The organism is Marinobacter alkalisoli, assembly GCF_045449855.1.
Classification (GTDB): Bacteria; Pseudomonadota; Gammaproteobacteria; order Pseudomonadales; family Oleiphilaceae; genus Marinobacter.
This window is the reverse complement of sequence record NZ_JBJJLC010000012.1, coordinates 190131-207398: the sequence shown is the minus strand read 5'-3', so window position 1 is coordinate 207398 and position 17268 is coordinate 190131. Positions and strand designations below refer to the sequence as shown.

19 protein-coding genes are annotated in these 17268 nt (G+C 53.2%); 15 read left to right on the top strand and 4 right to left on the bottom strand.

Going from position 1 to position 17268, the window contains the following annotated elements; genetic code table 11:
* The first annotated feature begins 136 nt into the window (after positions 1–136).
* The 8 genes from ACJO5Y_RS06695 to ACJO5Y_RS06660 all read left to right on the top strand — a co-directional run bounded on the left by ACJO5Y_RS06695 (position 137) and on the right by ACJO5Y_RS06660 (position 7064).
* Positions 137–1372, top strand: a complete 1236-nt coding sequence (locus ACJO5Y_RS06695; RefSeq protein WP_406985648.1) for an ABC transporter substrate-binding protein — start codon at positions 137–139, stop codon at positions 1370–1372.
* Between the two features lie 64 nt (positions 1373–1436).
* The gene (locus tag ACJO5Y_RS06690; RefSeq protein WP_504928330.1) at positions 1437–2201 is read left to right on the top strand and encodes an ABC transporter ATP-binding protein; all 765 of its coding nucleotides are present in this window, start codon (positions 1437–1439) and stop codon (positions 2199–2201) included.
* Positions 2202–2203: 2 nt separating this feature from the next.
* Positions 2204–2941 carry an ABC transporter ATP-binding protein gene (locus ACJO5Y_RS06685; RefSeq protein ID WP_406985647.1) on the top strand — a complete coding sequence of 246 codons (738 nt, stop codon included), beginning with the start codon at positions 2204–2206 and terminating at the stop codon, positions 2939–2941.
* Complete coding sequence (locus tag ACJO5Y_RS06680; RefSeq protein ID WP_406985646.1) at positions 2934–3821, top strand: branched-chain amino acid ABC transporter permease; 888 nt, start codon at positions 2934–2936, stop codon at positions 3819–3821. Before ACJO5Y_RS06685 ends, ACJO5Y_RS06680 begins: the two co-directional genes overlap by 8 nt.
* Positions 3822–3834: 13 nt before the next feature.
* Entirely contained in the window at positions 3835–4848 is a 1014-nt protein-coding gene (locus ACJO5Y_RS06675) for a branched-chain amino acid ABC transporter permease (protein WP_406985645.1), read from the top strand.
* Positions 4849–4930: 82 nt separating this feature from the next.
* Positions 4931–5317, top strand: coding sequence for a carboxymuconolactone decarboxylase family protein (locus ACJO5Y_RS06670; RefSeq protein ID WP_406985644.1), 387 nt, complete (start codon positions 4931–4933; stop codon positions 5315–5317).
* A 1-nt stretch (position 5318) separates the two neighbouring features.
* Positions 5319–6218, top strand: a complete 900-nt coding sequence (locus ACJO5Y_RS06665; RefSeq protein WP_406985643.1) for an NAD(P)-dependent oxidoreductase — start codon at positions 5319–5321, stop codon at positions 6216–6218.
* Between the two features lie 63 nt (positions 6219–6281).
* Entirely contained in the window at positions 6282–7064 is a 783-nt protein-coding gene (locus tag ACJO5Y_RS06660; RefSeq protein ID WP_406985642.1) for an N-acyl homoserine lactonase family protein, read from the top strand.
* 46 nt (positions 7065–7110) lie between these two features.
* Here the strand turns inward: ACJO5Y_RS06660 and ACJO5Y_RS06655 are convergent, their stop codons facing one another.
* Positions 7111–7317 carry a hypothetical protein gene (locus tag ACJO5Y_RS06655; RefSeq protein WP_406985641.1) on the bottom strand — a complete coding sequence of 69 codons (207 nt, stop codon included), beginning with the start codon at positions 7315–7317 and terminating at the stop codon, positions 7111–7113.
* A 157-nt stretch (positions 7318–7474) separates the two neighbouring features.
* Positions 7475–7654 (bottom strand): hypothetical protein, encoded by a 180-nt coding sequence (locus ACJO5Y_RS06650; RefSeq protein ID WP_406985640.1) that lies wholly within the window; start codon positions 7652–7654, stop codon positions 7475–7477.
* Positions 7655–7780: 126 nt separating this feature from the next.
* On the opposite strand from ACJO5Y_RS06650, the gene gcvA reads away from it, so the two are divergent.
* From gcvA to ACJO5Y_RS06630, 4 genes are all read left to right on the top strand, one after another.
* On the top strand, positions 7781–8695 hold the full coding sequence (gcvA, locus tag ACJO5Y_RS06645) for a transcriptional regulator GcvA (protein ID WP_406985639.1): 915 nt from the start codon (positions 7781–7783) through the stop codon (positions 8693–8695).
* 203 nt (positions 8696–8898) lie between these two features.
* On the top strand, positions 8899–9198 hold the full coding sequence (locus ACJO5Y_RS06640; protein WP_406985638.1) for a helix-turn-helix domain-containing protein: 300 nt from the start codon (positions 8899–8901) through the stop codon (positions 9196–9198).
* Positions 9195–9512, top strand: coding sequence for a HipA N-terminal domain-containing protein (locus tag ACJO5Y_RS06635; RefSeq protein WP_406985637.1), 318 nt, complete (start codon positions 9195–9197; stop codon positions 9510–9512). The genes ACJO5Y_RS06640 and ACJO5Y_RS06635 overlap by 4 nt, the downstream gene beginning before the upstream one ends.
* The gene (locus ACJO5Y_RS06630; protein WP_406985636.1) at positions 9490–10470 is read left to right on the top strand and encodes a type II toxin-antitoxin system HipA family toxin; all 981 of its coding nucleotides are present in this window, start codon (positions 9490–9492) and stop codon (positions 10468–10470) included. Before ACJO5Y_RS06635 ends, ACJO5Y_RS06630 begins: the two co-directional genes overlap by 23 nt.
* A 275-nt stretch (positions 10471–10745) precedes the next feature.
* On the opposite strand, the gene ACJO5Y_RS06625 is transcribed toward ACJO5Y_RS06630, so the two are convergent.
* The gene (locus ACJO5Y_RS06625) at positions 10746–11894 is read right to left on the bottom strand and encodes a DcaP family trimeric outer membrane transporter (protein ID WP_406985635.1); all 1149 of its coding nucleotides are present in this window, start codon (positions 11892–11894) and stop codon (positions 10746–10748) included.
* A gap of 220 nt (positions 11895–12114) precedes the next feature.
* Positions 12115–13116, bottom strand: a complete 1002-nt coding sequence (locus ACJO5Y_RS06620; protein ID WP_406985634.1) for a LysR family transcriptional regulator — start codon at positions 13114–13116, stop codon at positions 12115–12117.
* Between the two features lie 202 nt (positions 13117–13318).
* On the opposite strand from ACJO5Y_RS06620, the gene ACJO5Y_RS06615 reads away from it, so the two are divergent.
* The 3 genes from ACJO5Y_RS06615 to ACJO5Y_RS06605 all read left to right on the top strand — a co-directional run bounded on the left by ACJO5Y_RS06615 (position 13319) and on the right by ACJO5Y_RS06605 (position 17202).
* The gene (locus ACJO5Y_RS06615) at positions 13319–14458 is read left to right on the top strand and encodes an acyl-CoA dehydrogenase family protein (protein WP_406985633.1); all 1140 of its coding nucleotides are present in this window, start codon (positions 13319–13321) and stop codon (positions 14456–14458) included.
* 67 nt (positions 14459–14525) lie between these two features.
* Positions 14526–15974 carry a 3-oxoacyl-[acyl-carrier-protein] synthase III C-terminal domain-containing protein gene (locus ACJO5Y_RS06610; protein ID WP_406985632.1) on the top strand — a complete coding sequence of 483 codons (1449 nt, stop codon included), beginning with the start codon at positions 14526–14528 and terminating at the stop codon, positions 15972–15974.
* A gap of 28 nt (positions 15975–16002) precedes the next feature.
* Positions 16003–17202: an acetyl-CoA acetyltransferase gene (locus ACJO5Y_RS06605; protein ID WP_406985631.1), complete on the top strand. Its 1200-nt coding sequence runs from the start codon at positions 16003–16005 to the stop codon at positions 17200–17202.
* The last annotated feature ends 66 nt before the right edge of the window (positions 17203–17268 follow it).

Sequence of the window (17268 nt, the reverse complement as noted above, 5' to 3'; positions counted from 1 at the left end):
GAAATAGCCTAACTAATTGTATTTTAGTGTTTTTGATTGTTCTGGTCTTCCCTTTGCATTTATACGTGTTGGGCGGTTTTCTAGCGAAGCTGCATGTGAGAACAAGAAGGTCAATATAGGCCAAAGAGAGGACAGTATGGTGGCAATCATTTCTCAAAAGGTGAGTAAAACTCTTATCTCAGCGACGGCACTGGCGTTGTCTATATCCACAGCAAATGCTCAGGGACTCAGTGACGATGTTGTGAAGATCGGCGCGATGGTTGATATGTCTGGCGTGTACTCTGCCAATGGTGGCCCTGGAGCCGTACTGGCTGCAGAGATGGCGATCGAAGACTATGGCAACGAGGTTTTGGGTAAGCCGATCGAGCTGCTTTCCGCAGACTACCAAAACAAGGTAAGTGTCGCTCAGGCAACGGCTAGTCGATGGTTTGACGATGAAGGTGTGGACATGATCGTGGAGTCGATGGACTCCGCTTCAGCTCTCGCACTATTCGGACTCGGTGATGACCGTGGCCGGGTGACGATCGGGGCTGGGAGTGCGTCGACCCGACTCACCGGTGATGGGTGTTCTGAATACGGCATACATTATGTTTATGACACCTTTGCACTGGCAACCGGTACCGGTAACGCGATCGTGAAAGAGGGCAATACGGATTGGTATTTTGTTACTGCAGATTACGCCTTTGGCCATTCCCTGGAGCAGCACACAGAGGAAGTTGTGTTGGCCAATCGTGGTGAGGTGCTCGGCAAGGTGCGGCATCCGTTAAGTACAACCGACTTCGCATCATACTTGCTGCAGGCCCAAGGGTCGGGAGCCCAAGTGGTGGGCTTGGCGAACGCCGGCAATGATTTCAGCACTGCCGTTAAGCAGGCTAACGAGTTTGGTATTACTCAGGGCGGTCAGATTCTTGCTGGCATGTTGGTATTCCTGACAGACATTCAGGCACTGACAGTCGATGTGGCCCAGGGCATGCAGTTTACGACCGGTTATTACTGGGATTATGACGACCAGACCCGTGAGTTTGCACAACGCTTTTATGAACGCCATGGCGGCATGCCTACCATGATACACGCGGGTATCTATTCCGCCGTCACCCAATACCTGAAAGCGATTGAGACCACCGGTACAGACGATGCGGATGCCGTTGTTAAACACATGAAGTCTCAGCCCATTAATGACGCCTTTTCCCGTAACGGCTACATCCGTGAGGATGGTCGAATGGTCCATGACATGTACCTGGCCAAGGTCAAAACTCCGGCGGAGTCAAAGTCCGAATGGGACATGGCGGAGATTGTTCGTGTCATCCCGGGTGACCAGGCATATCGCCCGCTTGAACTGAGCGAGTGCCAATACGTATCCGGCAACAACTAAACAGATAGCCTCAAGGGGAGGCAGACCCTCCCCATCATACTCCAGCAAAAAGAGGTTGTTCGTTGTGGACAAGAAATACGTGATTGAAACTCAGGGCCTTACCAAGAATTTCATGGGCTTTACGGCCGTTGACGATGTCAACCTGAAGGTTCGTGAGGGGATCATTCATGCGGTGATAGGCCCGAACGGCGCAGGCAAGAGTACGCTCTTTAACCTGATTACCAAGTTCCATCAACCGACGGCAGGCAAGATAACGTTTAAGGGCGCGGATATTACCGGAATTCGCCCCGCCAATCTTGCCCGCAAGGGTATCGTCCGGTCATTTCAGATTTCGGCGACTTTTCCGGAAATGACTGTGCTTGAGAACGTCAAAATGGCACGTCTTCGCAAATATGGCACTCCTTCCCAGTTCTGGAAATCGCTTGGTTCCCTGGATGCCCTCGATGAGGCATGCCTTGGCTTGATCGAGGATGTAGGCCTGGCGGACTATGCATACCATACCGCCGGTAAGCTTCCGTATGGGCGGAAACGGGCCCTTGAACTCGCTACAACGTTGGCTCTTGAACCGGAAGTCTTGCTTCTTGATGAACCTATGGCAGGTCTTGGGCAAGAGGATATCAAGAAGATTAGCAAACTTATTGGTCAGGTTGCGAAAGGCAGGACGGTCTTGATGGTGGAACACAATATGAGTGTCATTGCGCAACTGTCCGATGTGATCACTGTAATGCAGCGCGGACAGGTCCTGGTTGAAGGGGATTATGAATATGTTTCCCAACATCCAAAGGTCCTGGAGGCTTATGTAGGTACCGGCGAAAACAAGAGAGCCTGACTATGAACGATTCACTGCTCTGTGTGGAAAACCTCACAGCAAAATATGGGGAATCCCAGGTTGTCCACGATGCGTCATTTCATGTCAATCAGGGGGAGGTTGTCACCTTGCTTGGTCGTAATGGTGCGGGCAAAACAACGACTCTGCGCGCCATTATGGGTGTGCTTCAAACGCGGGAAGGCAGTATCCGGTTCGATGGGAACGAAATCATCTCCCTGTCTTCCGATCAAATAGCCCGGTGTGGTATCGGCTATGTCCCTGAAGAGCGAGGTATATTCAGCTCGCTGACGGTCAAGGAAAACCTGATGCTCCCCCCCGTCGTCAGCGATAACCCGATGTCTCTGGATGAAATCTATTCGCTGTTCCCCAATCTCCGGGAGCGCTTGGGCAGCCAGGGCACCCATTTGTCTGGTGGTGAGCAGCAAATGCTGGCCATGGCCCGGATTTTACGCACCGGCGCGCATTTTCTTTTATTGGATGAGCCGACCGAGGGCCTGGCGCCCATCATCATAGATGCCATTGCCGATGTCATTAAGATGCTCAAGGCCCGGGGCACCACGATTCTTCTCGTCGAACAGAATTCGCGCTTCGCGAGTCAGCTCGCGGATCGCCATTACGTTTTCCAGGATGGGACCATCGTTAACGAATTCACTAATCAAGAAGTGCTTGATAATCCGACACAAGTGGAACGATACCTGAGTGTCGAAGTGGTTCAGGAGGAGGAAGGCAGCCATGTTTGATATTTTCGGTATGCCGATTCAGGTGATCATGGGGCAGGTGACTATCGGCCTGATCAACGGATCGTTTTACGCCATGCTCAGCCTTGGCTTGGCCATTATTTTCGGGCTTCTGAATATCATCAACTTTTCCCATGGCGCGCTGTATATGCTGGGCGCATTTATTGGCTGGATGTTGTTGAATTACCTGGGGATCAACTACTGGCTCGCATTGATACTGGTGCCCGTTATTGTCGGGATACTCGGAATTATCATGGAGCGATTTCTGATCCGCAAGCTCTATCATGTTGATCATATATACGGTTTGCTGCTGACATTCGGCATAGCGCTCATGATCCAGGCGCTGTTTCTCAACATCTTTGGTGTTTCCGGGCAGCGTTATGAAGTGCCCGAACTCCTCAAGGGAACACTGAACCTTTCCTTCATGTACCTTCCCATATATCGGGGTTGGGTCATTGTTGCCTCGGTCATCGTGTGTGTGTCGACATGGTATCTCATTGAGCGAACCAAACTTGGTTCATACCTGCGCGCTGCCACGGAAAACCCCCAACTGGTCCAGGCCTTTGGTGTCCGGGTGCCGACTCTGATTACCCTGACTTATGGAGTCGGTGTCGCTCTCGCAGCGTTTGCCGGAGTAATGGCTGCTCCGGTTTATCAGGTGTCTCCGCTCATGGGTGTTGACCTTGTCATCATTGTATTCGCGGTCGTCGTTATTGGCGGAATGGGTTCCATTGGTGGTGCCATTATTGCCGGGTTTGGCCTGGGGATTGTCGAGGGGCTGACTCGTGTTGTTTATCCGGAAGCGTCTAGCGTGGTGATTTTCGTTGTCATGGTCATCGTACTGCTTGTTAAGCCGTCCGGGCTCTTCGGAAAGGCTGTTTAAGGAGGTTTATCCAATGCGTATCGCATTCTTGGTGGGATTGGCAATTGTTGCACTGATTGCCCCCTTTTTGTTTTACCCGGTTTTCCTGATGAAGCTCTTGTGCCTGGCACTGTTTGCCAGTGCCTTTAATCTACTGCTTGGCTACGCCGGATTGCTGTCTTTTGGGCATGCAGCCTTTTATGGCACTGCGGGTTATGTCACCGCGCATGTTCTTACCAGTTGGAACGTGGGCTTTGAGCTAGGCCTCCTTGCTGGTGTTGTTGCTGCGACCCTGCTGGGACTGGTTTTTGGCTTTGTTGCGGTTAGAAGGCTCGGGATTTACTTCGCCATGATTACCTTGGCTATGGCACAGATGATTTACTTCATCTATCTGCAGGCACCATTTACCGGTGGGGAAGACGGGATTCAGAACGTACCCAGAGGGGAGTTGATGGGGCTGATCGATCTCAAGGACAACGTCAACTTCTATTATGTCGTGCTTGGCATATGTGTGCTCAGTTTCCTGGCAATATACCGCATTGTTTACTCTCCGTTTGGGCAGGTTTTGCGGTCTATTGGCCAGAATCCGGATCGGGCGGTGTCGTTGGGTTACAGCATTGCAAATTACAAGCTTGGGGTATTCGTGCTCTCTGCAGCATTTTCAGGTCTGGCGGGAGGCCTCTCGGTCATTGTGTTCGGGCTTGCTTCCCTGGGTGGCGCAAGCTGGCACCTGTCAGGTGAAGTCGTATTAATGACCCTGGTTGGAGGCGTCGGAACCATACTGGGGCCAATTGTCGGCGCGGCAATCATTGTGACGTTGCAAAGCACTCTTGCGGAAGCCGGGCAATGGGTCATGTTTATCCAGGGCGCGATTTTTGTGCTGATAGTTATGGCCTTCCGTAAAGGAATTGTCGGTGAATCGCAGGATCCGCACAGCAATGTGAGAAAAGCGTTGAGGGCAATGAAGAAAAGAGCTCCGGATAAAAAGACTGTTTCCAAAGAGCAGGCGACGACATCCGGGGCAAAGGCTGTTGGGGCCGATACCTGACGGACGGTTTGGTGAGGCTTCTCAAGTCTATACGGGCTGCCTCACCGTTTTTATCAATTATCAAGAAGCAGGAGGCGAAGATATGTCCAGTGAACTGTTTGAGAAAGGCCTTAACATCCGCCGTGAGGTTCTTGGCGATGAATACGTGGATAATTCACTGAAAAATGCGGATGAGTTTTCGATGCCGCTTCAGGAGTTGACCACCGAATATTGCTGGGGCGCCGTTTGGGGGCGTGAAACACTTAGCAAGCAACAGCGGAGCATGATCAACCTTGCAATGATTAGCGCCTTGAATCGCCCGCATGAGCTGGCATTGCATCTCCGGGGTGCAATGAATAATGGATTGTCCCGTGAGGAAATTCGGGAAATTCTCCTTCAGGTGGCTGTCTATTGCGGCATCCCTGCCGGTATCGACAGTTTCCGCATTGCTCGCCAGGTCTTCGCTGAATATGACGCGGAGGGTAGCTGATATGGACCTGAAACGATCAATGGTGGGATTTATTGGTCTCGGGAAAATGGGGTGGCCGATAGCGAGGAACCTGTCGAGCAACGGAGTCCATCTAACGGTCAATGATGCCGACATTGATGTCGCTAAAAAATTTGCGGATACGTACAGTGTCAGATACGCATCATATGAGAGCCTGGGTGAGGAACTGGATGTCGTTATTTTGATGCTGCCCAATGGTGACATTGTGAATTCCGTGCTGTTTGGCGGTGAGGAGGGCGGAGCCAGTGGGCTGGCACACAGGCTTGAAAAAGGCAGTTTGGTGATTGATATGAGCTCCTCCGAACCAAATGGCACCTGGGAAAGAGGGCAAGCCTTGGCGGAGCTGGGTATTGCTTTCATGGACGCACCGGTTTCCGGGGGCGTCAAGAAAGCTGACTCGGCTGAATTGGCGATCATGGTTGGTGGCGATGAGCTGATCTATGAGGACATCAGCCCTTTGCTGGCGATGATTGGGAAAAAGCTGTTTCATGTTGGCCCGCTGGGGGCAGGTCATGCCATCAAGGCCTTGAATAATTATGTGTCGGCAGCCGGATTGGTAGCCGCGTCGGATGCGGTGCAGATTGCTCGGCACTTTGGCATCGAACCGGCCAAGGTCGTTGATGTACTTAATGCATCGAGCGGGCGAAACAACAGCACAGAAGTAAAGTTCCAGCAGTTTATTTTGTCTCAGGCATTTAACTCCGGTTTTAGTCTGGATTTGATGGCAAAGGATCTGGGTATAGCACTCTCGATGGCTGAAGGGATGCACAGGAGCTCACCGGTGCTTGAAACATGCGCAGAGCTTTGGAATCAGGCAAAACATTCCATGCCGGAAGGTTGTGATCATACCGAGATCTTTCGCTTTCTGAGTGAAGACGGATAGGTAGATCACGGACAACGAGGGCGCTCTTTGGACGTCTTTCTAAATAAAAAGTGGGGGAGGGGCATGCCTGAAAATGTGCATGAAGTATTTGCTATTCGTTACGCCACAGTGAATAGAAAATCATCGGAAAACTTTCTGGATGGTGATCCACATGAAAGTGCTGGCAGCATGGATTATTTTGTCTGGCTTATACGCTCAGGAGACAATCTGGTTCTGGTTGATACGGGATTTAATAAGGAAGCAGCCGTTCAAAGAGGGAGAACTTTCTTGCGTTGCCCGGTAAATTCTCTCTCCCTGCTGAATATTTCCCCGACTGATATTAAAGACGTCGTATTGACCCATCTGCATTATGACCACGCCGGTAATTGTGATTTGTTGCCTGATGCCCGGTTCTTTGTCCAGGCGGATGAAATGCAGTATGCGACGGGGCCATATATGCGCCATTCGGTGCTGAGGAAGGCTTACCATGTCGACGATGTCCTCGACATGGTAAGCGCAGTTTATGATGGTCGTGTTGTTATGCTGAATGGGTCAAAAGAAATAAGGCCGGGTATTATTGTGCATCGTGTTGGTGGGCACACCGCCGGACTACAGATCGTACAGGTCTGGACGGATAAAGGCTGGCTCGTGCTTGCTTCTGACGCGACCCATTTTTACGCCAACTTCCAGGAGTCTCGACCGTTTCCGATCGTCCATCATGTGGGTGAAATGTTGGATGCCTATGATGTTATTACGGAACTGGCAAGCGCTCCCGAGCTAGTTGTTCCCGGGCATGATCCCATGGTTATGGATAAATTCTCCGCCCCTTCGATAGAGACAGAAGGCGTGGTTGTTAGGCTGGCATAGTAATTGTTGCCAGATATAGGTTTACCACGCAGCTAATCCATAAAATTCAGCCCTCTCCCCGGGCCCCGCGACAAGCAGCCGGGGCCTTCAGTGCGTCGATTTTCAGCGGCAGCTCCAGCGCCCACTTGATATCCTCCCGTTCAAAACCGATGTCAGAAAGTATCTGATCGTTTTCCTCTGGCGACGGTACAAACAGGCGTCGGAAATAGCGCCGGCGCCAATAGATTCTGACCCAGAACTCAAGCGTTGCCATAAGGTCGAGCGGTGGTGTTGTCGGTGTATAAAAGTCCAGGCTGAGCGGCCCTGAGGGCGCTGGCTGATTACCAGATTGCACTGGTCCGCGCTGATACCAGCCCGGTTAATGGTGCATTGGCCGGGCACGTGAAAGAGGCGTTTGGAGACCAGATCAATTAGTGGCTCGGAGACTGTTTGGAAACCGTAACCTGAAACAGAGAACGAAGAGCAGCTTTGAAGCTTGCTGCCAGGGCAGTGGCCTTGTCCGCGATGTATTGGTTGCGCTGTGCTTTGCCAAGTTTCACATAGTGATCAATTTCGGTAATGCTCGGCACAGTTGAATGTTGTTTAGCCATGGTGTGATCCTCCTGGTGGCGTCGATAAGTTTCTATATTGGCTATGCTACTGAGGTCATGGCAGTTGGAAAAGCGATCCTTTCTAAGCATAATGATGAGAAAAATTCATCATAAGTGGTAACCCCTATGCGTCGTCTTCCTCCTCTCAATGCGTTAAGAATGTTTGAGGTCTCGGCCAGAAAAAGCAGTTTTTCGGCTGCGGCAGAAGAGTTATCCGTGACCGCTTCTGCCGTCAGCCACCAGATTAAAACGCTTGAAGAATATTTAGGGATAACACTGTTTAGCCGGAGCAAGCGGAAGGTTGAGCTGACGCCGTCTGGGGAGCAGTATCTGATGTCCGTCAAGCACGCGCTGGACGAGATTGAGATGGCGACTCACCGATTGGCAACGAATCAGGAAACCAATGTCGTTCAGATTAGCGTGGCACCCAATTTCCTGACCCGGTGGTTAATGCCACGTATGTCTCGTTTTCGGGAGCTGTATCCGGATGTAGAGCTTCAGATAAACGCTTCTATGGGATTGCTCGATTTCAATCGGTCGAGCACCGATATGGCGGTCTACTATGGGAACGGCGAATGGGATGACATCGAGGTTCACTTTCTGCAGAAAGTTATGCTGGTGCCTGTGTGTAGTCCGAAACTTTTAGATGGAAAGTCGCCTTTGGAGGTTCCGGAAGACCTGCGTCATCACACGTTGATTTATGTCAGCAAACGCAAGTGGGAGTGGGAGAACTGGTTGCAATTGGCAGGCGCAGAGTTTATTACCCCCAGGGACAGCCTTCAGTTATCCAGTGGTCAGCTAGCCACCGCGGCCGCGCAGGAAAATCTGGGTGTGGCTTTGGCAGACCCCACGCTGACGTCCAGGGAAATCAGTTCGGGGGATCTGGTGGTGCCGTTCAATATTCCGCTTGATACGCACAGGGCTTTTTATCTGGTCTACCAAAAGCACCGCCCGCTAACCTCGGGCATGAAGGCCTTCAAGGAGTGGTTGATGAGCGAAATGCAGGCCACCAACGCTTATGAGCTGGAGAATGGTCCGTGACACGACCCATCGTACAAAAAATCAGCGAACACAAAGCAGCCGAATCGACCAACTAAAGTTGATCCGGCAATATAATGATGATTGTGTATTTATATGTGTGCAATGAGAAATATACTGAATTATGTTGATAATATTGTCAGTATAGTGCTAAATGGATAATAATATCGAATATTAACGCATTTAACTGACAGGTGGTGGGCATCATGAAAACCAAGCGGGGGCTGCTGGAAGCCGTGAATGAAGAAATCCTGCACCTGCAAAACTTGGCAGAGCAAATCGAGGCATCTGATGAGCCGGATTTGCGCCCTCTTCCGGAGTTGGCCAATCTCCTGGAGGCGAGGAGGAAGGCGCTTAGCCTCAACCCCACCGAAGTCAGCGATCTGTGTGGTATCTCGCCCAACACCTATCGCTCAATCGCAAGTGGCAACGGCAACCCAACGATTCGGACACTGGAAGGAATCGGGTCGGTACTGAACTTCAAACTCTGGATTGAGCTGAAATGAAAGCGCAGGTGAAGATGAATGGTCGAGTGGCCGGCATCCTTGAGCGCGAAGGCAACACGGTTCGGTTCCAGTACGACAAAACGTACCTGAAACTCCGACAGCCGCCACTTAGCCTGAGCTTGCCCCTGAGGGAGGAGCCTTTTGAGCACAAAGGTCTGCCACCTTATTTTAGTGGATTGGTCAGCGAAGGCTGGCTCAAGCGGGTGCAGGCTACTGAACAGCGCATCGACCCGAGTGACGACTTCTCTTTGCTGGTACACAACGGAGACGATCTACCTGGAGCTGTGACCATTGAACTGTTTGATCTGTCTTAAAGCGCTCCCCGCGAGGTCAGCGTCCCAGTACCACGCACATTGCCTCGAACGGATGTTCGGCACCCGCAAAGTCAATCTGGATCTGGCTGAAAGTCGCAAGGATCTGGTCACTGCCATGCCTAGGCAAACTCATGGTTTTTCGATCAGCGGTGTCCAGATGAAAGCTCAGATGGCTATCCAGGATGGAAGCCTTAAGCTGGTGGACAGCGGGGGGCAGTTCATCATGAAGCCCTCCCCGGAAGAGTATCCACATGTCGCCGAGAACGAACATGCGACGCTCGCGTTGATGAGCAGAGTCGGGTTTCCGGTGCCGCCCTGTGGGCTGATCGAGCTAAAAGATGGTCACCTGGTCTTTGTAATCCGCCGCTACGACCGGGATTTCGAGGATGGCGCCAAGCTACACCAGGAAGATGCCATGCAGGCGTTGGGTATCTCCAATTCCCATTCATCATACAAGTACACAGCAGCCAGCTATCAAACCGTTATCGAGTTGGTCATGGAAAACGCGGGTGCGGCAGTGGCTATGGAGCTGTTGGAAAGGCTTGTGTTCAGTTACCTGGTGGGAAATGACGACCATCATCTGAAGAATATCAGCTTCCTACATGACGCCGTGTTGAAGCTGGCTCCCTGCTACGATGTATTGGCTTCAAGCTTATACAGTTCCAAGGCTGTAAACCCCATGGCCCTGAAGATGCTTAAAGAGGGTGAACCTGAGTATTACCGTACCATGGGCAATGGGTATTATTCCGGAGCTGATTTCATCGAATTGGGGGAGAAATCCGGGCTCATTGAAAAAACGGTGAAGAAACGGCTCTCCGGCCTGGCAGGCAAAGTGAAGAAAACGGCCCCAGCAATCATTGAGGCCTCGTTTATGCCCGAGGACATGAAAATCCAGTATCAGACTCTGATCTCGGACCGACTTCGGTTTGTCGCACAGCTGGAGCCCGAACAGGCATGACAAAAGGCAGTCTCAGCTCGCAGGGAGATTCTGCATAAAAAAAGCCCCCGGGGAGGGGGCATAATAGGGGTACAACAACGACTGAAAACCCCTGAGCACAACTCACAACGCTTGTTTCAATTCTTCCTCAAGCTGAGGAACCGCTTCGAGCAGGTCTGCCACCAGGTCGCAATCGACAACCAGATAACCGAATCCATTGTTAGGTGTGAGGGTGCGCTGGCAGGAGAGTGCCCGGACAGCAGCGCTATCCGGGTTTTACCTCAGATCAGATCTGATCAGAAGTTATACTGCGCAGCAAACAGAACGCGGCTTGCATCGCCATCGTCACCGTTCACTTTCTCTACTTCGTAGTAGCCGTACTGAACGCCGAGATTGACGCTTTGCACCGGGCTCCACTGATAGTTAACGAACGCATTGGTGTTGGTTTCGTGTTTGTCACCCACGGCCAGGCCATCATCGACAGCGTCGTCCCAGTCCATGGTGGTGAAACCATAAACAACGTTGAACGCACCCGGGCCGGCCTTGATGCTGGTGCCCAGGTTGGCGCTGTAGCCGGTAATGGTTTCTACGTCGCCGTTGGCGTCTACATAGGCATCTTCACCATAGTAGTTGGTGCCTGAGCGCCACAGATAGCCGTTGGCGCCGTCGGTGTAGTTGACGTTGCCCTGAATGCTGACCGTATCGGTTACGTTGAACTTGGCAGAGCCGAAGACAGCATAGCCCAATGCCGCATCGTCTTCGGTGCCGGTGTCATAACCAACCTGCTGTACCAGTGCAGATGTGGTGTAGGCCAAAGGTCCGGACTTGCCGGTATAGCGTGCGGTAAAGGTCGGAACGCTTTGTTTGGTCCCTACAGCCGCAGTACCGTCAGTAATGCTTGCCTTGGAGTCTTCAGCTGACAGTGACAGACCACCAGTGGTGTAACGTACCTGGGTAGAGCGGCTGTAAAGGCCTGCGTTACCCGCTACGCCGTCAAATTCCAGCACGGAAGTGGCACCGGTGAATGATGTGTGGTTCGACCAGGTCTGACCCGCCAGCCAGTTCTTGTATTGGCCGAAAGCATGCCGCAGGCGAACGGTACTGGTGCTGGTCCGGAAATCACCTTCGACGGTGATTTTTAAGTCATTCGGGAGCGTGGTACGAACACCGAGACGTGACTGCACGGCATCGGCGCCGAAATGGCCGGAGACTTCATCATCCTCTGCCGCTCCTGTGTTCACTTTACTGAAATCACCTGAGCGGGTGCCGGTAGCAACGCTGATATCTTCATCAATATCGTAGGAGGCATTGAGCCGTGCATAGCCGTAAATATCGACGGTTGCATCGCCAGCGTTAAATCCGATGGCGGTGGCCTGTCCGGCGACGCCCAGCGCTACAGTGGCTGTAGTCAGTTTGATGGCTGTGAATAGTTTATTATTGGGCATAGGGGCTTCATCTCCAAAGATTATTGTTGGAATATCGACAATCTACACAGGCGTACCCTGACTGACGCCTTCTTGAAATTATCCTTGTACGTCAGGTAGCGCATGAAAAGTAACAGCAGATATTTCCTTCAACAATTATCTATATTCGATATTAGCTATGCCTTTATTGTATTTCGGCCTCCTGGTTCTGATATTGGCAGACTCTAGCTATCCAGTTTTTCTATGCATTCTCATGCAGTATCGGGCTTTTATGGGTGTCGCCAATCTCCTTTGGATCGAATAACAACTTTCCGTTCCAGATTCCGGCCTGAACCTGAATGGCTACTTGCTGCATGATGATCTCCGCCAGCTTGAGGGTGGCCACGGAAGAGGGAAGGTCCATCGGGGTGACAATCGCCAGGGTCCTGCTGATCTCCGGGGAAGTGATGGGGATGGCGACAACTTCGGATCTTGACGTCATGTCGTGGACGGCAGCTGAAGAAAGGATGGTGTAACCCAGTCCCCGCCTTACCATATCCGTCAGCATCGGCCAGGCGCTGACTTCCAGTGCCAGGTTCAGGGATTTATTACGTTCCGCCGCCTCTTTTTCCATGCGTACGCGCAAACCATGTTTTTCTTCCGGCAGCACGAGGGGCAGATCCATAACTTCATCCAGGGTGATCTCGGAGAGTTTGGAGACCTTGGTATCCGGGGGCGAGATCAGATAAAAGCGCTCTTCGATCAATGGCTGGTAGCGCAGATTCTTATGGCTGCCATGGTGGCTGTAGGTAATGGCAAGATTCAGTCGGTGTTGCATCACCATTTGTTGCAGTGTGCCACTCATTGCGGATTTCACTGCAAGGGTTACCTGAGGGAAGCGTTTGCGATATTCCTCGATGGTGGCGCCGGAGAAGGTGTGGGCTACGGTAGGCAGCAGCCCCAGTGTCACCTGGCCGGTAACCTCGCCGGCAACCGCAGTCACGTCGGCCTGTGTTCGCTCCAGGCTCTGGAGCAGGGTGCGGGCCCGCTCGTAAAGCAGCTCGCCAGCAGCCGTTAACACCACCCCCCGGCCGTGTCGGACAAATACCTCGACGTTCAGGGCTTCCTCCAGCATTCGGATTTGCCGGCTCAGTGCGGGTTGTGCCACAAACAGCTTTTCGGATGCGCGGCTGAAACTTCCCGTGTCGGCGACCGTAAGAAAGGTGTTCAGCTGGCGAAGGTCGATGTTCAGATTGAAAGGCATGCTATCCCTCTTCTATAACTTTTAAATATCTGTTTTACGTACTCTATACCACATTTATGGATAAGTCCTGGTGGCTGTTCTTTAACCAATAATATACCAAAAAAAGATAGGACATATAAAAAGTATATAATTGTTGTAGTTTTTTCTTGCTGATACGGTAACTCACATCAAGGGTTTTCTGTTGCGTCAAGAGGATAAAAATATGCAGAACCGGTCAATCTACAACAGTGACCATGAGCTGTTTCGTGAGAATGTTCGCCGCTTTTTCCGCGCTGAGCTGGAGCCCAACATCGAGCAATGGGAAGAAGAAAGCGTGGTGCCGCGCAGTCTTTGGGAAAAGGCTGCGGAGAACGGCTTTCTGTGCTGTGGCGTGCCGGAGGAATATGGCGGTCCGGGCGCGGACTTCCTCTACAACATGGTGCTTTCCGAAGAAACCGGTTATGCCATTGGCGGTGCCAGTGTCGGCTTCTCCGTTCAGGCCGATATTGTTGCCTACTATCTGATGAGCGCCGGTACCGAAGAGCAGAAAAAGTACTGGCTGCCGAAGATGGTCACAGCGGAAAAAATTGCTGCCATTGGTATGACCGAGCCCGGAGTTGGCAGCGACCTGAAGAATCTTCGCACCACGGCCGTCAGGGATGGCGATGAATACGTCATCAATGGTCAGAAGACCTTTATCACCAACGGCCAGAACTGTGACTTTGTCCTGGTGGCCTGTACCACGGACCCCAGTGCCGGTGGCCGTGGCATCAGCCTGATTATCGTCGAAACGGACCGCGCCGGTTTCTCCCGCGGTCGCAACCTCGACAAGATCGGTCAGAAGGCGGCTGATACTTCCGAAATGTTCTTCCAGGATGTGCGTGTTCCCATCAGTAATCTGGTGGGCGAGGAAGGCGAGGGTTTCCGGATCATGATGCGGGAATTGCCCCGTGAGCGAATCACCATTGCCTGTCGCGCACAAGCTGAAGCCCAGCGTGCTTTCGAGATCACCAGGGACTACGTCAAGGAGCGCAAGGCGTTCGGGCAGGCGATTTTTGAGTTCCAGAACACCCAGTTCACGCTCGCTGACATGAAAACCAATCTGGAAGTGGGTTGGGCCTACCTCGATCAGTGCATCAAGAAGTGTGACGAAGGTGTGTTGACCCCGGAAGAGGGGGCCATGGCGAAGCTCTGGACGACCGAGAACGAAGGGGTGGTTGTCGATAAGTGCCTGCAGTTGTTCGGTGGCTACGGCTACATGCGCGAATACCCGATTTCCCGCATGTATGTGGATGCCCGCGTGCGTCGGATCTATGGCGGCACCTCCGAGATCATGAAGCTGGTGATCGGGCGCTCGCTTTAACGGCGAACAGAGCTCTTAATCACCATCAACGATTGTTGAGATTGCACAACTAAAGGAAGGAATTCACATGTTTGGTATAACCGCCTACGGTGCCTACATTCCCAGAACCCGCTTGTCCAAGGCGGCTATTGCCGATGCCAACGACTGGTTTGACCCCAGCCTTCGCGGCCTTGCCAAGGGCGAGCGCAGCGTCTGTAACTGGGATGAGGACACCATCACCATGGCTGTCGAGGCTGGTCAGGACTGTCTGTCGGTCCTCGATGCCGGGTCCGTCAATACGCTGTACCTGGCGTCTACCACACTGCCGTTCCTGGATCGCCAGAACTCGGTGGTTGTGAGCCAGGCTCTGAATCTGGGTGATCAGCTTCGTACCATGGATGTTGCCGCCTCCCAGAGAGCAGGAACCTCGGCGTTGATCTCCATGCTGGAGTCCGGTGCAGGCGGTAGCGGCAATGCGCTGTTAGTGGCTTCCGAACATCGGCGCAGTAAGTGTGGTTCACGCGCCGAAATGCTCTGGGGGGATGGTGCGGCTGCACTCGGTGTTGGCACGGAGGGGGTTATCGCCGAATACCTGGGCAACGAAACCTACGTGACTGACTTCGTCGACCATTACCGCGGTGAGGACTCGACCCTCGATTATGAATGGGAAGAGCGCTGGATTCGTGATGAAGGTTACATGAAGAGCGTACCCCAGGCGGTGTCCCGCCTGCTCGAAAAGGCGGGTGTGAAAGCCGACGACATTGCTCACTTTGTGTTGGCATCGGATCAGGCCAGAACACCGGCGGCTGTTGCCAAAAAGATGGGGATCCCTGCCGAGGCGCTGGTGGACAACCACATTGGTAGCGTGGGTGTATCCGGTGTGGCTCACCCCATCCTGTTGCTGGCCGCCGCGCTGGAAAAAGCGACCGCAGGTGATCTGATCCTGGTGACCGGGTTTGGTCAGGGCACCGACGCGGTTCTGTTCCGTGCCACCGACAAGATCAAAGACAAACAGCCGAAAACCGGCTTTGCTGGCGCCCTGGCGCGTCGCCGTGAGGATGCCAACTACAACCGCTTCCTGAGCTTCAACAACCTGGTTGAGCGTGAGGTCGGCAAACGTGGTGAGATGGACAAGCAGAGCTACCTCGCTGCCATGTACCGCCGCAAGGATTTGCTGACCGGCTTCGTGGGTGGCCAATGTCGTAGCTGCGGCACCATTCAGATCCCCAAGGAAAACTATTGCGTTAACCCCGAATGCGGCGAACTGGACAGTCAGGACGATTATCCAATGTCTGCCGTACAGGGCCGCGTCAAGACCTGGACCGCTGACCGTCTGACCTTTGACTGGAACCCACCTGCGTATTTCGGCCTGGTTGAGTTCGAGGGTGGTGGTCGTCTGATGATGGACTTCACCGAGGTGGAGCCGGGCTCTATCGATACCGGCGTACCGGTGTCGATGCATTTCCGTATCCGTCAGTTCGATAACCAGCGGGGTTTCCGGAAGTACTTCTGGAAGGCCACTCCGGTCCAGCAATAACTTACGCAGCTAAGACAGGTGAATGACAATGGCTAGTGGAATCAAAGATAAAGTAGCGATCCTCGGAATGGGCTGCAGCAAGTTCGGTGAGCGCTGGGACGCAAGCCCTGCGGATCTGATGGTTGAGGCATTTGAGGAAGGTCTGGCAGATGCGGGCATCGATAAAAACCAGATCCAGATGGCCTGGTTTGGCGCCGGTATTGATGCATTCAACGTTGGCTCCAGCGCCATGCCGCTGTCGATAGCCCTGCGGTTGCCGAATATCCCCGCGACTAAAGTGGAGAATATGTGCGCTACCGGTACCGAAGCCTTTCGAGGCGCGGTGTATGCGGTCGCTTCCGGGGCTTGTGACATTGCGCTGGCGCTGGGTGTCGAGAAGCTCAAGGACGTGGGTTACGGCGGCTTGCCACAGCGTACTCGCGGGGTTGAAAACGACATGTACTGGCCGAACCTGTCCGCACCCGGGGCATTCGCCCAACTGGCCAGCGGTTACCGCGCCAAGCACGGTGTCGACAAGGCTGACCTGAAGCGCGCCATGGCGCATGTTTCCGTGAAAAGTCATGCCAATGGTGCCAAGAACCCCAAGGCCCACCTGCAGCGCGAAATTACCGAAGAGCAGGCCATTAATGCGCCGTACATTGCCGAGCCCATCGGTCTGTTCGATTGCTGTGGTGTCAGTGACGGTGCTGCCTGCGCCATTGTGACCACGCCGGAGATCGCCAAACGCCTGGGCAAGGCAGACCTGGTGTCGGTCAAGGCCCTGCAATTGGCGGTGTCCAATGGCGAGGAAGCCGGCTTCAAGACCTGGGACGGCTCGCACATCAAGACCACGCGCATTGCTGCCCAGCGCGCCTACGACGAGGCGGGTATCAGGAAGCCCCGGGAAGAAATCAGCATGACCGAAGTGCATGACTGCTTCTCCATCACCGAACTGGTCACCATGGAAGACCTGCAATTGTCCGATGAGGGGCAGGCGGTTCGGGATGTCCTTAACGGTGACTTCGATGCCGACGGCCGAATTCCCTGCCAGATTGACGGTGGGCTGAAATGTTTCGGTCACCCCATCGGCGCATCGGGCATGCGAATGATCTATGAGAACTACCTGCAGTTCCAGGGGCGGGCCGGAGACCGTCAGCTCAAGGACCCCCGACTTGCCCTGAACCATAACCTGGGTGGTTTCCCGCACCAGAACATTTGCAGCATTTCCATTATAGGTCGCTACGAATAAGCGGGTGCCAGTGTGTGGCCGGGCGTCCGGCCACACCGGTGAGCGCCTTTGATCAGTCCCTCAATA

Coding starts and splice junctions, on each gene's coding strand:
- ACJO5Y_RS06695 (WP_406985648.1), top strand. CDS start 137: ATGGTGGCAATCATTTCTCAAAAGGTGAGTAAAACTCTTATCTCAGCG.
- ACJO5Y_RS06685 (WP_406985647.1), top strand. CDS start 2,204: ATGAACGATTCACTGCTCTGTGTGGAAAACCTCACAGCAAAATATGGG.
- ACJO5Y_RS06680 (WP_406985646.1), top strand. CDS start 2,934: ATGTTTGATATTTTCGGTATGCCGATTCAGGTGATCATGGGGCAGGTG.
- ACJO5Y_RS06675 (WP_406985645.1), top strand. CDS start 3,835: ATGCGTATCGCATTCTTGGTGGGATTGGCAATTGTTGCACTGATTGCC.
- ACJO5Y_RS06670 (WP_406985644.1), top strand. CDS start 4,931: ATGTCCAGTGAACTGTTTGAGAAAGGCCTTAACATCCGCCGTGAGGTT.
- ACJO5Y_RS06665 (WP_406985643.1), top strand. CDS start 5,319: ATGGACCTGAAACGATCAATGGTGGGATTTATTGGTCTCGGGAAAATG.
- ACJO5Y_RS06660 (WP_406985642.1), top strand. CDS start 6,282: ATGCCTGAAAATGTGCATGAAGTATTTGCTATTCGTTACGCCACAGTG.
- ACJO5Y_RS06655 (WP_406985641.1), bottom strand. CDS start 7,317: ATGGCAACGCTTGAGTTCTGGGTCAGAATCTATTGGCGCCGGCGCTAT.
- ACJO5Y_RS06650 (WP_406985640.1), bottom strand. CDS start 7,654: ATGGCTAAACAACATTCAACTGTGCCGAGCATTACCGAAATTGATCAC.
- gcvA (WP_406985639.1), top strand. CDS start 7,781: ATGCGTCGTCTTCCTCCTCTCAATGCGTTAAGAATGTTTGAGGTCTCG.
- ACJO5Y_RS06640 (WP_406985638.1), top strand. CDS start 8,899: ATGAAAACCAAGCGGGGGCTGCTGGAAGCCGTGAATGAAGAAATCCTG.
- ACJO5Y_RS06635 (WP_406985637.1), top strand. CDS start 9,195: ATGAAAGCGCAGGTGAAGATGAATGGTCGAGTGGCCGGCATCCTTGAG.
- ACJO5Y_RS06625 (WP_406985635.1), bottom strand. CDS start 11,894: ATGCCCAATAATAAACTATTCACAGCCATCAAACTGACTACAGCCACT.
- ACJO5Y_RS06620 (WP_406985634.1), bottom strand. CDS start 13,116: ATGCCTTTCAATCTGAACATCGACCTTCGCCAGCTGAACACCTTTCTT.
- ACJO5Y_RS06615 (WP_406985633.1), top strand. CDS start 13,319: ATGCAGAACCGGTCAATCTACAACAGTGACCATGAGCTGTTTCGTGAG.
- ACJO5Y_RS06610 (WP_406985632.1), top strand. CDS start 14,526: ATGTTTGGTATAACCGCCTACGGTGCCTACATTCCCAGAACCCGCTTG.
- ACJO5Y_RS06605 (WP_406985631.1), top strand. CDS start 16,003: ATGGCTAGTGGAATCAAAGATAAAGTAGCGATCCTCGGAATGGGCTGC.